Below are 16,996 nucleotides of genomic sequence, written 5' to 3'. Positions count from 1 at the left end.
CCGCGAGATCGTCGGGGCATGACGAATCACGGCGAAACCACTGGTTCCTTCGAAAACGGCGAAAGCGCCGGGTATGTGGACAGCGGCGACAGCACCGGCTACTACCACCGGAGCGGTGTCGCCGACGCGGCCGACCTCCCGGCGCACGACGCGTTCCCGGGACTGCCGGGCCCGGCCGAACCCTGTCAGGTGACCCTGCGCACCGCCTCCGAGCTGGCCGACGCCCTGCCCTACCTGCTCGGCTACCGACCCGAGGACAGCATCGTCCTCGTCGCGCTCCACAACAACGACGGCCGTGGCCGGTTCGGCGGCCGGGCGCGGGTCGGCATCCCGCCGAACCCCGCCGACTGGACGGCCGCCGTCCGCCAGCTCGCGCACGGACTCGTGACCGGCAGCGAACGCCGGGGCGCCCGCCCCGAGCAACTGGTCGCGTACGTCTGCCAGGAACCGGCCGAGGGGGAGACCGGCCGACAGGTCAGGGAACGGCTCGGACCCCTCGCCCACCAGCTCCGCGTCGAGTGCGGCCTCCTCGACGTACCCGTCGTCGAGGCCCTGTGCATCTCGGACGGCCGTTTCTGGTCGTACTGCTGTTCCGGCGAGGCCTGCTGCCCGCCGGAAGGCCTCCCCATGGGCCTGCCGGGCACGTCCGTGCTGGCCGCGGCCGCCGCCTACGCGGGCATCCAGGTCCGCGGCACCCTCCGCGAGCTGCGGGCCCGCCTGCTCCCCTGGGAGCACACCGCCGCCCTGGAGCAGGAGGTCGCCCTCGACACCGCCGGCCTGGCGCTGGTCCGGCGGATGCTCGACGAGACCGAGGGCGCACGGGTCGCAGAGGAGACACTCGCCCTGGCCGAGCGGATCCTCCGGCGCTACGCCGAGGCCCCGCCCGTCTCCGGCACGCTCACCGCGGACCGGCGCGACGACGGCCTCCTCACCCACGACGAGGCCGCGCGGCTGATTCTCGGCCTCCAGGACCGCACCACCCGGGACCGCGCCGCCGAGTGGATGGAAGGCGCCGAGGCCGGCCCCGCCCTTCGCCTCTGGCGGGCCCTCGCCCGCCGCTGCGTCGGGCCGTACGCCGAACACGCAGCGGCGCCCCTGACCCTCGCGGGCTGGGTCGCCTGGTCGGCCGGCGACGACATCGAGGCTCGGGAGGCCCTCGCCATGGCCCTGGGCGCGGACCCCGACTACCTCTTCGCCCGCCTCCTGCACCAGGCCCTCAACCAGGGCCTCGACCCGGAGTCCGTGCGCCGCTGCCTGCGCACGGAGCGCCGGACGCGAGGGCGGGGGACGGCGGCGGAACCCTCCTCCGGGCCCGGTTCCGAGTCCCGCTTGGAACTCGACTCCCGGTCCATCGCCCATCCTGTTGCCGGGTCCAGTGGCGAGCCCAGCGCCGAACCCATGGCCTTGCCCATCGCCGAGCCCCCCTGCGAACCCAGCCCCGAACCCCCGACGGCCCCCGCGCCGTCCCCCGCCGACGCGCCCGAGACCCCGGCCCGCCGTCGACGCCGCCCGCGCGGACAGATGCTGGACGCACCGCCGCGTCCCGCAACCTCGCGCGCGGATACGGCAGGAAGGTCCGGAGGAAAGTCCGGCCCCTCCGCCCGGTCGACGGCACCCGGCAGGCGCGCCTCCACCGAGCGGCCGGAGCCCACGGGGCCGCGCACCTCGGGCAAGAGCACCGGCCGACGCGGTGCACGTCGGCCGGGACCGCTTTCCCCGGGCGTGGACGGCACCCCTCCCGCGACCGGAGAGGGAGGCGAAGGAGCATGACCTGGGCCCACCACCGGGCAAGGCGCGCGGCCGACGGCGAGGAGAGGCGCGGCCGGCAAGGACAGGGGGTGCGGACGTGGTGACTCCCCACGCCGCCACAGGCGCCTCCGTACCGCACCCGCCGCACACGCTCCGTCCGCCGGCGCCGTCCCGCCGAACGGTGGGACCGTCACCGCAGGGGCGTGACCCTGAGGCGGCCCGCCCCGTTCACCTGAGTGGCGGAGCGCCCGGACCGGGCGTGCCGCCGCACCGCCCCTGTCCGCCGCAGGCCTCGACCCGGCGCCGACCACGCCCGAGGCGTGCGGCGCGCCGAGGAAGTCACCGCATGCAGCAGCCCGATCCGCCCTCCCTCCGGCGCGACGACCGCCCCGGCACCGGCCGGCCCGCCCCGCCTCCGGGCGCGGACAGCGACCTGCCCCCAATCGCGCCTGGTGGCGTACGTCAGGCACCGCCAGGGCCGACGCAGGGGCTGGTTCCGGGGCCGGGAGCGGCCTCGCGCGGCGCCCGGCGCACAGCGGTGCCGGGGGACCGGTTCACGCCCCCGCCGGAGGCTTCCGCGTACGACCGGGCGCCGGTTCCCCCCGAGGCATCCGCGCACCGCCCGGCCCCGCCTCAGGCCTCCCCGTCCGACCGAGCCCCCACCCCGCCCCAGGCTTCCGCCCACCGCCCGGCCCCCGCCCCACCCCGCGGTGCCCCACCCCCGGCACCGATCCCGCCACCGCGTCGCCACGGCGAACTCCCACCCGCACACGACGCGTTGATCTGCATCGCCCTGCCCGGCCTCGCCATCTCCCCCGACAACGGACAACTGACCGGCCGGGGGCTGGAGGGGTTCTACCGTGCGGGCCGGCGCCTCCTCGCCCGCTGCCGGCTCCGGGTCGCAGGGCGCGAACCGCTCCCGCTGCAGGCCCGGACGACGGGCGCCGACACGACCCGCTTCGTGGGGACCCTGCGCGTCTCCCCGGACGCCGGACCGGACCCGGACCTCGTCGTGGAACGCCATAGGTGTGCGGACGGGACGGAGCGCATCACCCTGCACAGCGCGGCCCGCCGCCCCCTGCGTCTGCCGGTGGAGGTCGCCCTGGGCACCGATCTGGCGGACCTGGCGGCGATCGCGGCGGGCAGCGCGGGCCCCGAACTGCCCGCCACCGTCCGCGCCGCGGGCCTGCGCTGGTCCGGCCCCGCCGGAGCGGCCTCGGTCACCGCCGATCCACCGCCCTCGGACGCGCTGGCCTCGGCGGGGCTGCTGCGCTGGGACCTCGCGCTGCCTCCCGGCGGCAGCGCGACCATCGAGCTGCGGGTGCGGGCCGACGGCGCGGCCCCGGTGCGCAGCGCGGGCCGTACGGCGACCAGCCCGCTGGCGACCGCCGAGGCCACCGGCGACGACCCCGCCGTACCGGCGCTGCTGCGCACCAGCGTCGAGGACCTCCGGGCGCTGCTGCTGCGCGACCCGGCCCACCCCACCGACACCTACCTGGCCGCCGGCGCGCCCTGGCGGTGCGGCCTCGCCCCGGCCGAGGCGCTCGCCGCCGCCCGCATGACCCTCCCCCTGGGCACCGGGCTCGCCGCCGGCACCCTGCGCGCCCTCGCCCGCACCCAGATGCGGGAACCGGGGCCGCGATGCGGCATGATCCCGGGACCGCTCCGGGACGCGGGCCCCCACCTGCCGCCGGGCTGCACCGGCACGGAGGCCACGCTGCTCTTCCCCGTCCTGCTGGCGGAGGCCCGCCGCTGGGGCCTGCCCGAGCGGGACCTCGACGAACTGCTCCCGGCGGCCGAGCGGTGCCTGACCTGGCTGCTGACCACCGTGGGGAAGGGCACGTATCTGCCCGACCCGCAGCCTCTCGGCCCCGCCCGCTGCGACACCCAGGCCCACGCCCACCGCGCGGCCCTGCTCGGCGCCGACCTGCTCGACGCCTGCGGCAGACCCGGGGGAGAGGAACTACGCCTCTGGGCGCGCCGGATGCGCGCGGCGTTCCGCGAGGACTTCTGGATCGACGACCTCGGCGGCGGCCGGCCCGCCGCCGCACGCGCCCCGGACGGCCGCCTCGTCCCGCACCTCGGCGCCGCCGCAGTCCACCTCCTCGACACCGGACTGCTCGGCAGCGGAACCATGGCCCCCGGCCTGCTCGACAAGGTGCGGACCGAACAGCTCGCTCGGCTCCTCGGCGGACCCGCCCTGGACAGCGGCTGGGGGCTGCGCGGACTCGGCGCCAAAGAGGCCGGACACAACCCGTTCGGCCACCGCAGCGGCGCCGTACGTGTCCACGAGACGGCCCTCGCGGTGGCCGGCCTGGCCACGGCCGGCTACGACAAGGAGGCCGGCTCCCTGCTGCGGGGCGCCCTGGCCGCCGCCGGACACTTCGGCCACCGGCTGCCCGAGATGTACGGGGGCGAGCAGCGCATCGACGGTGCCGCCCCCCTGCCGCATCCGGCGGCCTGCCGCCCGGCGGCCACAGCAGCCGCCGCCGGAGTGCTGCTGCTGACCACGCTCGCCGGGATCCGCCCCGACACGCCCGCCGGGACGGTCACCCTGCGCCCGCTGCGCAGCGCGCCCCTGGGTGAGATCGGCTTCACCGGCCTGAGAGTCGCGGGCGCCCCGTTCGCCGTACGGGTCAGCCGCCTCGGCCTCGCCATGGTCGAAGAGGCGGCCGACGGACTCCAACTACGCACCTGACCTCGCCGGACACCACACCGGCCAGGCGGCACCGCCTCACCGCCGCCCGCACGCCCGAGCGAGCTGGATCAGCCACCGAAGCGACCGACGAAGGGAGTGTTTATCGTCAGGCAGACGACTATGATCGCCGCATGCCCTACGACCCGTCAGCCTTTCCGCCCTTCGCCGTCACCGTGGACCTGGTCGTGCTGACCGTGCGCCGCCATTCACTGTGCGCGCTGGCGGTCCGCAGGGGGGAACCGCCGTTCCAGGGACGCTGGGCGCTCCCCGGCGGTTTCGTGCGGGCCGACGAGGACCTGGCGCAGGCCGCGGCACGCGAGCTGGCGGAGGAGACCGGGCTGCGCGCGCACGACCCGTCCGTCCCCGTCCAGGACAACGGCGCCCACCTCGAACAGCTCGCCACCTACGGCGACCCCAAGCGCGACCCGCGGATGCGCGTGGTCAGCGTCGCCCATCTGGCCCTCGCCCCCGACCTGCCCGCACCCCGGGCGGGCGGCGACGCCAGCAACGCCCGCTGGGCCCCGGTCGAGGAACTGCTCCAGCAGGGCGGCTACGGCCGCGACGGAGAGCCGGTCGCCCCGCTCGCCTTCGACCACGCGCAGATCCTCGCCGACGGCGTGGAACGCGCCCGCTCCAAGATCGAGTACTCCTCGCTGGCCACGGCGTTCTGCCCGCCCGAGTTCACCGTCGGAGAGCTGCGCCGCGTCTACGAAGCGGTGTGGGGAGTCGCCCTCGACCCGCGCAACTTCCACCGCAAGGTCACCGGCACCCCCGGCTTCCTCGTGCCCACCGGCGGCACCACCACCCGGCAGGGCGGCCGCCCCGCCCAGCTCTTCCGCGCCGGCGGCGCCACCTACCTCAACCCGCCGATGCTGCGCCCCGAGGTATGACAGCGGCCCCCGAACCACCGCAGGGCGAACGCTTAGAAATCGGGCATAGCGCGCTATCTTGCTACGGGTGATCCAGGCCTTCGGACTGACCAGCACCCCCCGCAAGGACCTCCCGCCCGCCGTGGACGACGTCTCCTTCGAGGCGCGCGCGGGCCACATCACCACGCTGCTCGGCGCTCCCGGCGCGGGCAAGAGCACGGCCCTCAGACTCATGCTCGAACTCCAACAGGGCCGCGGCGTCACCTACTTCAGAGGGCGTCCGCTGCACCGCATCGCCCACCCGTCCCGGGAGGTCGGCGTCCTGCTGGGCGACGTCCCGGGACACCCGGCCCGCACCGTCCGCGGACATCTGCGCATGCTGTGCGCCGCGGCGGGCGTGCCGGTGCGCAGAGCCGACGAAGTCCTCGAAGCGGTGGGCCTGGTCAGCCTGCGCGACGAACGGCTCGGCACCCTCTCCCGCGGCATGGACCGCCGCCTCGGCCTCGCCTGCGCCCTGCTCCCCGACCCCCACACCCTGGTGCTCGACGCACCCGCCGAAGGGCTCTCGGCCCGCGAGAGCCAGTGGCTGTACGGCATGCTGCGCGCCCACACGGCCCAGGGCGGCACCGTCCTGCTCACCACGAGCGACCCCAAGGAGGCCGCCCGCACCGCCGACCGGGTCGTCACGCTGGAGCGGGGCAGACTCGTCGCCGACCAGGACGCGGCCGCCTTCGCCCGCACCCGGCTGCGCCCCCGCGTCGCCGTCCGCACCCCCCACGCCGCACGCCTCGCCGCCCTCCTCGCCAAGGAGGCCCGCACCGGCCACCGCTCCGTCGAGGTCGTCCAGGAAAGCGGCAACCACCTTTCCGTGTACGGCAGCACCTGCGCCCACGTCGGCGAGACGGCCTTCCGGAACGGCATCCTCGTCCACCGACTCGCGGACGAGACCGGCGACATGGGGCCCGGCGCCGGGGCCACGGCCGACGGTGACCCGACCGGATCGCAGGTCTCAGTGGCCGCGTCTGCCCCGACGGCCCCCCAAGTCACCGCGCCGCCTCCTGAAGGCGCCACTGCACCGACTCCGGAGGTCGCCCCGGCAACAGCTCCGGATGTTGCCCCGGCGACAGCTCCGGAGGTCGCCCCGGCAACAACCCCCGAGGTCGCCCCGGCGACAGCCCCTGAGGTCGCCCCCGCAACGCCCCCCACCGCCCCCCTCCCTCCCCTCCCGCCCCCCATCTCCGTCCGCCCCGCCCCCAGCCCCCTCCGCCCCCTGCGCTACGAGCTGCGCCGGGCCACCGGGATCGGTACGGGGTTCGTCACGGCCGCCGCCGTGCTCGTCGTCTCCGCGCTGACCGCCGTACTGCTGGCCCGCATCGGCCACACCCCGCAGCCGCGCCTGCTGGCGGCATGGCCGCAGGAGGTGCCCCTGCCGCCCGCGGCGCTCGGAGCGGGGCTGCTCGGCGCGCTGGCCTTCGGGGACGAGTTCCGCCACCCCGCCCTGGCGGCCGACCGCGGCACCGTGCCCCGCCGGCTCGGACTGCTCGCCGCCAAGCTGCTCGTGTCCGCCGCCACCGCGCTGCTGCTCGCGCTGCTCACCCTCGGCTGCGACGCCGAGGTGCTCTATCTCGTATACGGCCGGGAGCTCGCCGAAGTTCCCGCCGACTGGCTGTCGCTCGGCGCGAGTTGGCTCGGGCTCGTGGTCGGCTGTGCCTGGGCCGGGGTGCTGGCCGCCGGTGTCTTCCGGTCCACCACGGCCGGGCTCGCCGCGGTGGTCGCCGTACCCGTCGCCGTCGTTCCGCTCGTACACAAGCTCCTCGTGGGAGCGAACGTGCGAGCCGCGGCCGGGTTCCCCGCGCGGATGCGTGAGGTGTTCCTGCTGCGCTGGCCCTTCGGCGGCGAGCGCTATCTGACCGCCGCGGCACGGGTGATCGCCCAACCTGTCGGCGGTGCGCTGGCGTTGTCGGTGACGGCGCTGCTCTGTACGTATCTGCTCATGACGGTGCGCGGGAGGGTCCGCTGACGATCGAACGCGCCCGCACGGTCGCGCACTGTGCACAACTCCCTCATGGGAAGCCCATTTCTTTCCGATAAGGCGTCAATTGCGACGGGGTGAGCGATCACCCTTTCGTGTGCTTTTCACCAAAGCCCTCAAGGGAGTTGGGAACAGCGCCGACAAAGGATGCGTGAGTACCCTTGCGCACACCATGATGACCGCCGCCCGCTCCGCAGACTCCGGTCTCGCCGGCCCGGGCGAACTCGACCGCTACCCCTACGCCGAGGCCCCGGCCGCCGACCGCGTCGGCGCTCCCGTCTGGGAGGCCGCGGACCCCGAGCTCGGGCGGGTCGGCCGGCGCGCCGCGGGCAGCCGTGGCCGTGGGCTGCACGGCCAACTCGTCCAGCAGCTGGGACAGATGATCGTCTCCGGCGATCTGGGGGCCGACCGCCCACTGGTGCCCGAGGAGATCGGCCAGCGCTTCGAGGTCTCCCGGACCGTCGTCCGTGAGTCGCTCCGCGTCCTGGAGGCCAAGGGCCTGGTCAGCGCCCGTCCGAACGTCGGCACGCGCGTGCGTCCCGTCAGTGACTGGAATCTGCTCGACCCGGACATCATCGAGTGGCGCGCCTTCGGGCCGCAGCGCGACGACCAGCGCCGCGAGCTGAGCGAGCTGCGCTGGACGATCGAGCCCCTCGCCGCACGCCTTGCGGCCGGGCACGGGCGGGAGGACGTCCAGCAGCGGCTGGCCGACCTGGTCGAGATCATGGGGCACGCCCTCGCTCAGGGCGACGTGCTCACCTTCTCCCGCGCGGACGCCGAGTTCCACGCGCTCCTGATCCAGGTCGCGGGCAACCGCATGCTGGAGCACCTCTCCGGCATCGTCTCCGCCGCGCTCCAGGTGTCCGGCGGCCCGGTCACCGGCTGCGACCGGCCGAGCGAGGCCTGCCTGGTCCACCACGGCCGGATCGTCGACGCGCTCGCCGCGGGCGACGGCGCGGCGGCCGAGGCGGCCATGCGCCAGCTGCTGACCGTCCACCCCGAGGTCGAGCGGGTCGTTCCCGCGCCGCGCGAGCACTGACCACCCACCGCGGGCGGCGCGGCCCGGGGATGCCGCCCCCCTCCTGCGGCATCGCCGGCCGGCGTACCGTCCCCCCGTCGGACCCCGCAGGGTCGGTCCCGAGCCTGCGGGGTCCGATGGCGCGACGAGCCGCGGACCGGACGACGGCAGGCCGCGTCCGGTCCCGACCGCAGCCCTGGCTGACCGTGTTTGCCCACATCTGAACGTTTTTGAGTGCTTACGGGGTGTGACTCGGGCCACGAAGATTGGGCGTAACGCTCGTGGAAAGAACGCGATGACCTAAGAGGTGACAGCCGCGGAGGGAATACGGACGCCGGTGACGGCGCTGTGCATCTTCCCGGCCCCCGCCCGCGCCGTCGGCCCATCCCCAAGCCGGCGGTCGGCTCCTGTCCATCACGGACGGGGCCGGAAGCCGTTTTCCAACGTTCCGAGAGGTTGTTCGTGTCGGCCAGCACATCCCGTACGCTCCCGCCGGAGATTGCCGAGTCCGTCTCTGTCATGGCGCTCATCGAGCGGGGAAAGGCTGAGGGGCAGATCGCCGGCGACGATGTGCGTCGGGCCTTCGAAGCCGACCAGATCCCGGCCACTCAGTGGAAGAACGTACTGCGCAGCCTCAACCAGATCCTCGAGGAAGAGGGTGTGACGCTGATGGTCAGTGCCGCGGAGCCCAAGCGCACCCGAAAGAGCGTCGCAGCGAAGAGTCCGGCCAAGCGCACCACCACGAGGACGGTCGCGGCGAAGACGGTGACCACGCGGAAGGCCACCGCCACCACTGCCGCTCCGGTCGCGCCCGCCGACCCCGCGGACCCCGCCGAGGAAGCCGCGCCCGCCAAGAAGGCCGTCGCGAAGAAGGCCGCGCCCGCCAAGAAGACGGCGGCGAAGAAGACCGCCGCCAAGAAGACGGCGGCCAAGAAGACCACCGCCAAGAAGGACGACGCCGAGATCCTCGAAGAAGAGGTTCTCGAGGACACCAAGGTCGCCGACGAGCCCGAGGGTGCCGAGAGCGCCGGCTTCGTCCTCTCCGACGAGGACGAGGACGACGCGCCCGCGCAGCAGGTCGCCGCGGCCGGCGCCACCGCCGACCCGGTCAAGGACTACCTCAAGCAGATCGGCAAGGTCCCCCTGCTCAACGCCGAGCAGGAGGTCGAACTCGCCAAGCGCATCGAGGCGGGCCTGTTCGCCGAGGACAAGCTGGCCAACTCCGACAAGCTCGCCCCGAAGCTCAAGCGCGAGCTGGAGATCATCGCCGAGGACGGCCGCCGCGCCAAGAACCACCTGCTGGAGGCCAACCTCCGACTCGTGGTCTCGCTTGCCAAGCGCTACACCGGCCGCGGCATGCTCTTCCTGGACCTGATCCAGGAGGGCAACCTCGGTCTGATCCGCGCGGTCGAGAAGTTCGACTACACCAAGGGCTACAAGTTCTCCACGTACGCCACCTGGTGGATCCGTCAGGCGATCACCCGCGCCATGGCCGACCAGGCCCGCACCATCCGTATCCCGGTGCACATGGTCGAGGTCATCAACAAGCTCGCGCGCGTGCAGCGCCAGATGCTCCAGGACCTGGGCCGCGAGCCCACCCCGGAGGAGCTGGCCAAGGAACTCGACATGACCCCCGAGAAGGTCATCGAGGTCCAGAAGTACGGCCGCGAGCCCATCTCGCTGCACACCCCGCTGGGCGAGGACGGCGACAGCGAGTTCGGTGACCTCATCGAGGACTCCGAGGCCGTCGTCCCGGCCGACGCGGTCAGCTTCACGCTCCTCCAGGAGCAGCTGCACTCCGTCCTGGACACCCTGTCCGAGCGTGAGGCGGGCGTCGTCTCCATGCGCTTCGGTCTCACCGACGGTCAGCCGAAGACCCTCGACGAGATCGGCAAGGTCTACGGCGTCACGCGCGAGCGCATCCGCCAGATCGAGTCCAAGACCATGTCGAAGCTGCGCCACCCGTCGCGCTCCCAGGTGCTGCGCGACTACCTCGACTAGGCCTGTCCCGGCCGGTCGCGGTCGTACGACATCGAAGGCCCGGTTCCCCGTCAGGGAGCCGGGCCTTCGCGCTGGTCGCGCGCGGCGTGCGGGGCGCGCGTGCTCCCGCGCGCGGGTGCGGTGCCGGGCGGGCTGGATCACTCTGGGTGTCTCATGACCATCCCGGAGTGAGGAGCATGCATGCGTCGTCTGTTCGTCCGTGCACTGGCCAGGCCGCTGGCGCTGGCCGCCACCGCCGCCGCGATACCGCTGGTCTCAGCCGTCCCCGCCGCCGCGGACAGCGTTGTCGTGGGCGGCTTCCCGGTCGATGTGGCACAGAGCCCGTGGACCGTGGCGGTGTCCAGCCGTGACCGGTTCGGCGGTACGCGGGCAGGGCAGTTCTGCGGCGGCGCCGTGGTCGGGCCGACCACCGTGCTCACCGCGGCCCACTGCATGGGTGAGGAGGTCCTGGGGGGACCGCCCGCCAAGGTGCGCGATCTCAAGGTCATCGCGGAACGCACCCACCTGCTGTCCGGGGAGGGCCGGGAGATCCCGGTGCGTGAGGTCCGGGTGAACCCGGCCTACGACGCCGCCGGCAACGCCGGCGACTTCGCGGTGCTCACCCTGGCCGAAGCCCTGCCGCAGCAGGACGTCATCGCGATGGCCGCCGCGGGCGACCCGGCGTACACACCGGGGACGTCCGCGCTGGTCTACGGCTGGGGGGACACCAGTGGCGCCGGGGACTACACCACCGGCCTGCGGGCGGCACGCGTGCACGTGCTGTCCGACGCCCAGTGCCGGCGGGCCTATCCCGGGGGTGAGGAGGGCGCGTATCTCGCCGAGAGCATGCTGTGTGCCGGCGAGACGCAGGGCGGCAGGGACGCCTGCCAGGGCGACAGCGGAGGGCCGCTGGTCGCGGAAGGCCGGTTGATCGGCCTGGTGTCCTGGGGGAGCGGTTGTGGACGGCCGGGCAGCCCGGGCGTGTACACGCGGGTCTCCGACGTCGTCACGCGCCTGTCCGGGGCCTGACGGGGCCGACGGGGCCACGAGGGCCTTCGGCGACACCTGCCCGGTGTCCGGCTCGGGGCGAGCTCCTTCGGCAGAACTCGACGAGTGCGGGCGGCCGCCCCCCTTTCGCGGGGGCGGCCGCCCGTGCGCCGGCCTGTGCCGGTGCTGGCTCGTCGTGTGCCAGGATCAGCGCTCTTCGTCGGAGGCGTTGCCGGGAACGGAGGTCAGCCGCTCCGTCTCGTCCTGTATCTCAGCGGCGATCTTCTTGAGTTCCGGCTCGAACTTGCGGCCGTGGTGGGCGCAGAAGAGCAGTTCTCCGCCGCTCAGCAGGACGACGCGCAGGTATGCCTGGGCGCCGCAGCGGTCGCAGCGATCGGCGGCCGTCAGCGGGCTCGCGGGGGTCAGAACAGTAGTCACGTCGCCTCTTCTCTAGCTCGACGAGCTGTCGTACCAGGGTCAACATCCAACCAGCCTCAAAACGTTCCCGCTCGTGGCTTTTCCTCGAAAAAAATCTCCGAGGCGGGTGGCTGCTGCCGGTTTGGCGGCGAATGTGCCGTATTGCGTGTCTGTCTTGCTTACGGTTTCGCGCTGTCGGTCATGGTCGGATCCTCCCGGCCGGGTTGCCGGTTGTTCATGAGGACGTGCCCGGAGCCTAAATGGTTCATGCCTCCAAGGGAACGTGATGTGCACTTCACCCCATCGAGGGATCGAACACACATGCGACCCTGGACTAGTCTGTGGGGGAGCACGAGGGTGGCGTTACAACGGCTCTACCAGGCCTCGGTACCCTCTCACCGGTGACCGAAGCCGCGCCCTTACCCACCAGGGCCCCATCTGAAATTCAGCGAGGAGCGAACCGCGTGACCGCCGAGACGTCCGTGTCGTCCACAGCGCTGCTGGCAGGAGCAGAGCGGGACGGTTCCAACTACACCGCGCGGCACCTGCTCGTCCTCGAGGGGCTCGAGGCCGTACGCAAGCGCCCGGGTATGTACATCGGCTCCACCGACAGCCGCGGTCTGATGCACTGCCTGTGGGAGATCATCGACAACTCCGTCGACGAGGCCCTCGGCGGGTACTGCGACCACATCGAGGTGATCCTCCACGACGACGGCTCGGTCGAGGTCCGGGACAACGGCCGCGGCATCCCCGTCGACGTCGAGCCCAAGACCGGCCTGTCCGGCGTCGAGGTCGTCATGACCAAGCTGCACGCCGGCGGCAAGTTCGGCGGCGGCTCCTACGCCGCCTCCGGCGGTCTGCACGGCGTCGGCGCCTCCGTGGTGAACGCCCTGTCCGCCCGCCTCGACGTCGAGGTCGACCGCGGTGGCCACACCCACGCGATCAGCTTCCGCCGCGGTGTTCCCGGAGCGTTCACCGGCGAGGGCCCCGACGCGAAGTTCGAGGCCAAGAGCGGCCTGCGCAAGGCCAAGAAGATCACCAAGACCCGCACCGGCACGCGCGTGCGCTACTGGGCTGACCGCCAGATCTTCCTCAAGGACGCCAAGCTCTCGCTGGAGAATCTGCACCAGCGCGCCCGCCAGACCGCGTTCCTGGTGCCCGGGCTGACCATCGTCGTGCGCGACGAGTTCGGCCTCGGCGAGGGCGGCAGCAAGGGTGAGGAGTCCTTCCGCTTCGACGGCGGCATCAGCGAGTTCTGCGAGTACCTGGCGAAGGACAAGGCCGTCTGCGACATCCTCCGCTTCACCGGGCAGGGCTCCTTCAAGGAGACCGTCCCGGTCCTCGACGAGCACGGCCAGATGACCCCGACCGAGGTCACCCGCGAACTCGGCGTCGACGTGGCGCTGCGCTGGGGCACCGGCTACGACACCACACTGCGGTCGTTCGTCAACATCATCGCCACCCCCAAGGGCGGCACCCACGTCGCCGGCTTCGAGCAGGCGATCGCCAAGACGATGAACGAGGTCCTGCGCGCCAAGAAGCTGCTGCGCGTCGCCGAGGACGACATCGTCAAGGACGACGCCCTGGAGGGCCTCACCGCGGTGGTGACCGTGCGGCTCGCCGAGCCGCAGTTCGAGGGCCAGACCAAGGAGGTCCTCGGTACGTCCGCGGCCCGCCGCATCGTGAACAACGTGGTCTCCAAGGAACTCAAGGCCTTCCTGACCTCCACCAAGCGCGACGCCGCCGCCCAGGCCCGGGTCGTGATGGAGAAGGCCGTCGCCGCCGCCCGCACCCGCATCGCAGCCCGCCAGCACAAGGACGCGCAGCGCCGCAAGACGGCCCTGGAGTCCTCCTCGCTCCCCGCCAAGCTGGCCGACTGCCGCAGCGACGACGTCGAGCGCAGCGAGCTGTTCATCGTCGAGGGCGACTCCGCGCTCGGCACGGCCAAGCTCGCCCGGAACTCCGAGTTCCAGGCGCTGCTGCCGATCCGCGGCAAGATCCTCAACGTGCAGAAGTCGTCCGTCACGGACATGCTCAAGAATGCCGAGTGCGGAGCGATCATCCAGGTCATAGGAGCCGGTTCCGGCCGCACCTTCGACGTGGACGCGGCCCGCTACGGCAAGATCATCATGATGACGGACGCCGATGTGGACGGCTCCCACATCCGCTGCCTGCTGCTGACCCTGTTCCAGCGCTACATGCGGCCCATGGTCGAGGCAGGACGCGTGTTCGCCGCGGTGCCCCCGCTGCACCGCATCGAGCTGGTCCAGCCGAAGAAGGGGCAGGACAAGTACGTCTACACGTACTCGGACCGCGAGCTGCGCGACAAGCTCATGGAGTTCCAGACCAAGGGCATCCGCTACAAGGACTCCATCCAGCGTTACAAGGGCCTCGGCGAGATGGACGCCGACCAGCTGGCCGAGACGACGATGGACCCGCGCCACCGCACCCTGCGCCGCATCAACCTCACGGACCTCGAGGCCGCCGAACAGGTCTTCGATCTGCTCATGGGCAACGACGTGGCGCCGCGCAAGGAGTTCATCTCCGGCTCGGCGGCGACCCTGGACCGCTCGCGCATCGACGCGTGAGCGCCAGGGGGACACCTCCTAGGCCCGGTCACCGGCCGGGCCCCTGACGACGGCCCGGGGCCGTCTCCACCTCAGGGTGGAGGCGGCCCCGGGCCATGAATCCACCCGGGCTCCACCCCTGCTCCGATCCCGTGACCAGGGCGTTTCCGTACCGTCGAAGGCGTCGGCAGCGCTCGCCGCCGGCTCCCGCCGCTCACGGAGGTCCCGATGCCCGGGCTCGTCAACGCGCTGGTGATCGTCGCCGTCGCCGCGCTCGTCATCACCCGCCAGTTCGCCGCCCGCCGCATCGACGACGACCGCCGCTGGTGGCTGATGCCCGCGATCCTCACGGTCATGGCCGTGCGCTCGCCCGGGATACTCGACGCCCAGCACCGGGCCGCGAGCGCCTCCCTCCTCGCCGCGGAACTGCTGATCGCCGTCGCCACCGGCGCCGGCTGGGCCTGGACCACCCGCATATGGGTGGAGGCCGACGGAGCGGTGTGGAGCAGAACCACCCGCGCCGGTGCGGCCGTGTGGGCCGGCGGCATCGCCCTCCGGCTGAGCCTGTTCGGGCTCGGCACGGCCCTCGGTATCCACCAGGACAGCTCCGCACTCCTGCTCGCCCTCGCGCTGACCCTGCTTGTCCGCTCCGGGATCCTCGTGCTGCGAGCCGGCACCGTGTCCGGGGCGGCCGGGCCGGCGACCGCGTACGGTGACCGCACCGCGGGCTGGGCGGGGGCAGCGGACGCCGCCACCCGGCCGGCGAGGAAGGAGCGGGTGTGACAGGGACGGAGAACGCCTGGACGCGCTGGCCCTCCCGCGAGGCCCTGGGGCGGGACGGAATCTCACGGCCGCGCCGCCTGCTCGCCTGGGCGGTACGGCTCGTGGCGCTCGGCGCGCTGCTGTGGACCGCCGCCACCAGCGGCCAGGTCCACGGCTGGAGCGCCGCAGCCGCGGGCGCGACGGTGGTGACCGTCACCACCCTCGCCGCCTGGGGGTTCTTCCGCACCACCCTCGCCCACCGGCTCGTGCCCTCTCTGGTCCTGGCCCTCGCCCTGGTGGCCGTCGCGGTCGCCGCCCACCTCGCCGGATTCCGCGTACCTGCCCTGGTCATCTGGTGCGCCTGCGGCGTCGGCGCGCTGGAGCGCCTGCCGCTGGCGGCCGCCCTGCCCGTCACCTGGGTCTCCTTCCAGGCGTACGCCACCGTCAACGACGACCCCTGGCTGACCACCGTCGCCACCACGCTCGGCCTCGCCCTCGGCGGCTACGCGCTGCGCCTGGACGCCGAGGCCCGCGGCAACGCCCAGCGGCTGCTCGCCCAGGAGCGGGCCGCGCGGGCCGCCGAGGCGGAGTCGGCCGCCCTCGCCGAGCGGGCGCGCATCGCCCGGGAGATCCACGACGTCCTCGCCCACAGCCTCTCCGCCCAGCTGGTGCACCTGGAGGCGGCCCGGCTGCTCATCGAGCGCGACGCGGACCGCGAGCAGATCCTGGAGCGAGTGGTCGCGGCCCGGGGCATGGCCCGCGACGGCCTCGCCGAGACCCGCCAGGCCATCTCCGCGCTGCGCGGGGAGCTGACCCCGGTGGAGGACTTCCTCCGGGACCTCGTCAGCCGGACCGACGGCGCGGAGGTCACCGTCACCGGTGAACGCCGCGCCCTGCCGGCCGAGGCGTCCCAGGCCGTGCGCAGGGTCGCCCAGGAGGCCCTGACCAACGTCGGCAAGCACGCGCGGGGCGCCAAGGTGCAGATCCGGCTGGACTACGGTGCCCACGAAGTGGCCCTCCAGGTACGGGACTCGGGCGGGACGCCGGGCGAACTCGCCCACGCCGGCAGCGGGTACGGTCTGCTGGGGATGCGGGAACGCGCCGAACTGCTCGGCGGTTCGCTGGAGGCGGGGCCGGGCGAGAAGGGGTTCGTGGTGACGCTGAAGGTTCCGGGATGAGCGAGGACGAGCAGACACGGACCGCGCGTGTCGTGGTCGCGGACGACCAGACCGTCGTCCGGGAGGGCATCGTGATGCTGCTCGGGCTGCTGCCGGGCATCGAGGTCGTCGGCGCGGCCGGCGACGGCGACGAGGCGGTGAAGCTCGTCGCCGAACTCGCCCCCGACGTGGTGCTGATGGACCTGCGCATGCCCCGCTGCGACGGCGTCGAGGCCACCCGGCGGATCCGTGCCGAGTACCCCGGCACACAGGTCGTCGTCCTGACCACCTTCGCCGACGACGACTCGCTGTTCGCGGCGCTGCGCGCGGGTGCCCGCGGGTACCTCACCAAGGACGCCGGCGGCGACGAGATCGCGCGGGCCGTCACCAGCGTGCTGTCCGGCGACGCCGGGCTCTCCCCGGGCATCCAGCGACGGCTGCTGGAGCGGCTGTCGGAGTCCGAGCCGCCCAGGGCCGCGCCCGACGAGCCGCCGGACGGCCTCACCGCGCGGGAGCAGGAGGTGCTGGTGCTCATCGCCGAGGGGCTGAGCAACGCGGAGATCGCCCGCCGCCTGCACGTCTCCGTCGCCACGGTGAAGACGCACATCAACAATCTCTTCGCCAAGGCCGGCCTCAAGGACCGCGCGCAGGCGGTGCGTTACGCCTATGCGAAGGGGCTGGCACGGCCGCCGGTGCGCTGAGTCACCTGATGGGGTGAAGCGACAGGGGAAGAAGAGCAGGGATCTTCCCGTTCTGTCCA

Annotated in this window: 12 protein-coding genes; 11 read left to right on the top strand and 1 reads right to left on the bottom strand. The window is 73.3% G+C overall.

From position 1 onward, the window contains the following. Positions 1-18 precede the first annotated feature (18 nt). The 7 genes from IE308_RS08675 to IE308_RS08645 all read left to right on the top strand — a co-directional run bounded on the left by IE308_RS08675 (position 19) and on the right by IE308_RS08645 (position 11,375). On the top strand, positions 19-1,770 hold the full coding sequence (locus IE308_RS08675; RefSeq protein ID WP_190217252.1) for a DUF4192 domain-containing protein: 1,752 nt from the start codon (positions 19-21) through the stop codon (positions 1,768-1,770). Positions 1,771-2,530: 760 nt separating this feature from the next. Then, positions 2,531-4,447 (top strand): glycogen debranching N-terminal domain-containing protein, encoded by a 1,917-nt coding sequence (locus tag IE308_RS08670; RefSeq protein ID WP_190217418.1) that lies wholly within the window; start codon positions 2,531-2,533, stop codon positions 4,445-4,447. 131 nt (positions 4,448-4,578) lie between these two features. Next, a complete protein-coding gene (locus IE308_RS08665) occupies positions 4,579-5,337 on the top strand; it encodes an NUDIX hydrolase (protein WP_110631640.1) in 759 nt (252 codons plus the stop codon). 67 nt (positions 5,338-5,404) lie between these two features. Continuing rightward, positions 5,405-7,336 (top strand): ABC transporter ATP-binding protein, encoded by a 1,932-nt coding sequence (locus IE308_RS08660; RefSeq protein ID WP_190217251.1) that lies wholly within the window; start codon positions 5,405-5,407, stop codon positions 7,334-7,336. 163 nt (positions 7,337-7,499) lie between these two features. Next, complete coding sequence (locus tag IE308_RS08655; protein WP_110631642.1) at positions 7,500-8,387, top strand: FadR/GntR family transcriptional regulator; 888 nt, start codon at positions 7,500-7,502, stop codon at positions 8,385-8,387. 441 nt (positions 8,388-8,828) lie between these two features. After that, the gene (locus IE308_RS08650) at positions 8,829-10,367 is read left to right on the top strand and encodes an RNA polymerase sigma factor (protein WP_190217250.1); all 1,539 of its coding nucleotides are present in this window, start codon (positions 8,829-8,831) and stop codon (positions 10,365-10,367) included. 180 nt (positions 10,368-10,547) lie between these two features. Further along, positions 10,548-11,375, top strand: a complete 828-nt coding sequence (locus IE308_RS08645) for a serine protease (protein ID WP_190217249.1) — start codon at positions 10,548-10,550, stop codon at positions 11,373-11,375. A 165-nt stretch (positions 11,376-11,540) separates the two neighbouring features. Here IE308_RS08645 and IE308_RS08640 read toward each other — a convergent pair whose 3' ends face one another. Then, positions 11,541-11,771, bottom strand: a complete 231-nt coding sequence (locus IE308_RS08640) for a DUF7455 domain-containing protein (RefSeq protein ID WP_110631647.1) — start codon at positions 11,769-11,771, stop codon at positions 11,541-11,543. A gap of 443 nt (positions 11,772-12,214) precedes the next feature. On the opposite strand from IE308_RS08640, the gene IE308_RS08635 reads away from it, so the two are divergent. From IE308_RS08635 to IE308_RS08620, 4 genes are all read left to right on the top strand, one after another. Beyond that, on the top strand, positions 12,215-14,338 hold the full coding sequence (locus IE308_RS08635; RefSeq protein ID WP_190217248.1) for a DNA gyrase/topoisomerase IV subunit B: 2,124 nt from the start codon (positions 12,215-12,217) through the stop codon (positions 14,336-14,338). 207 nt (positions 14,339-14,545) lie between these two features. Beyond that, positions 14,546-15,100 carry a DUF1453 domain-containing protein gene (locus IE308_RS08630; protein WP_190217247.1) on the top strand — a complete coding sequence of 185 codons (555 nt, stop codon included), beginning with the start codon at positions 14,546-14,548 and terminating at the stop codon, positions 15,098-15,100. Further along, positions 15,097-16,257 (top strand): sensor histidine kinase, encoded by a 1,161-nt coding sequence (locus IE308_RS08625; protein WP_190217246.1) that lies wholly within the window; start codon positions 15,097-15,099, stop codon positions 16,255-16,257. Before IE308_RS08630 ends, IE308_RS08625 begins: the two co-directional genes overlap by 4 nt. Continuing rightward, positions 16,254-16,937, top strand: coding sequence for a response regulator transcription factor (locus tag IE308_RS08620; RefSeq protein ID WP_110631659.1), 684 nt, complete (start codon positions 16,254-16,256; stop codon positions 16,935-16,937). The genes IE308_RS08625 and IE308_RS08620 overlap by 4 nt, the downstream gene beginning before the upstream one ends. Positions 16,938-16,996 lie beyond the last annotated feature (59 nt).

Origin of the sequence: Streptomyces griseosporeus (assembly GCF_014656055.1) — a bacterium.
Classification (GTDB): domain Bacteria; phylum Actinomycetota; class Actinomycetes; order Streptomycetales; family Streptomycetaceae; genus Streptomyces; species Streptomyces griseosporeus.
The sequence above is the reverse complement of the archived record's forward strand: the minus strand, read 5'-3'. Positions and strand labels throughout refer to the sequence as shown.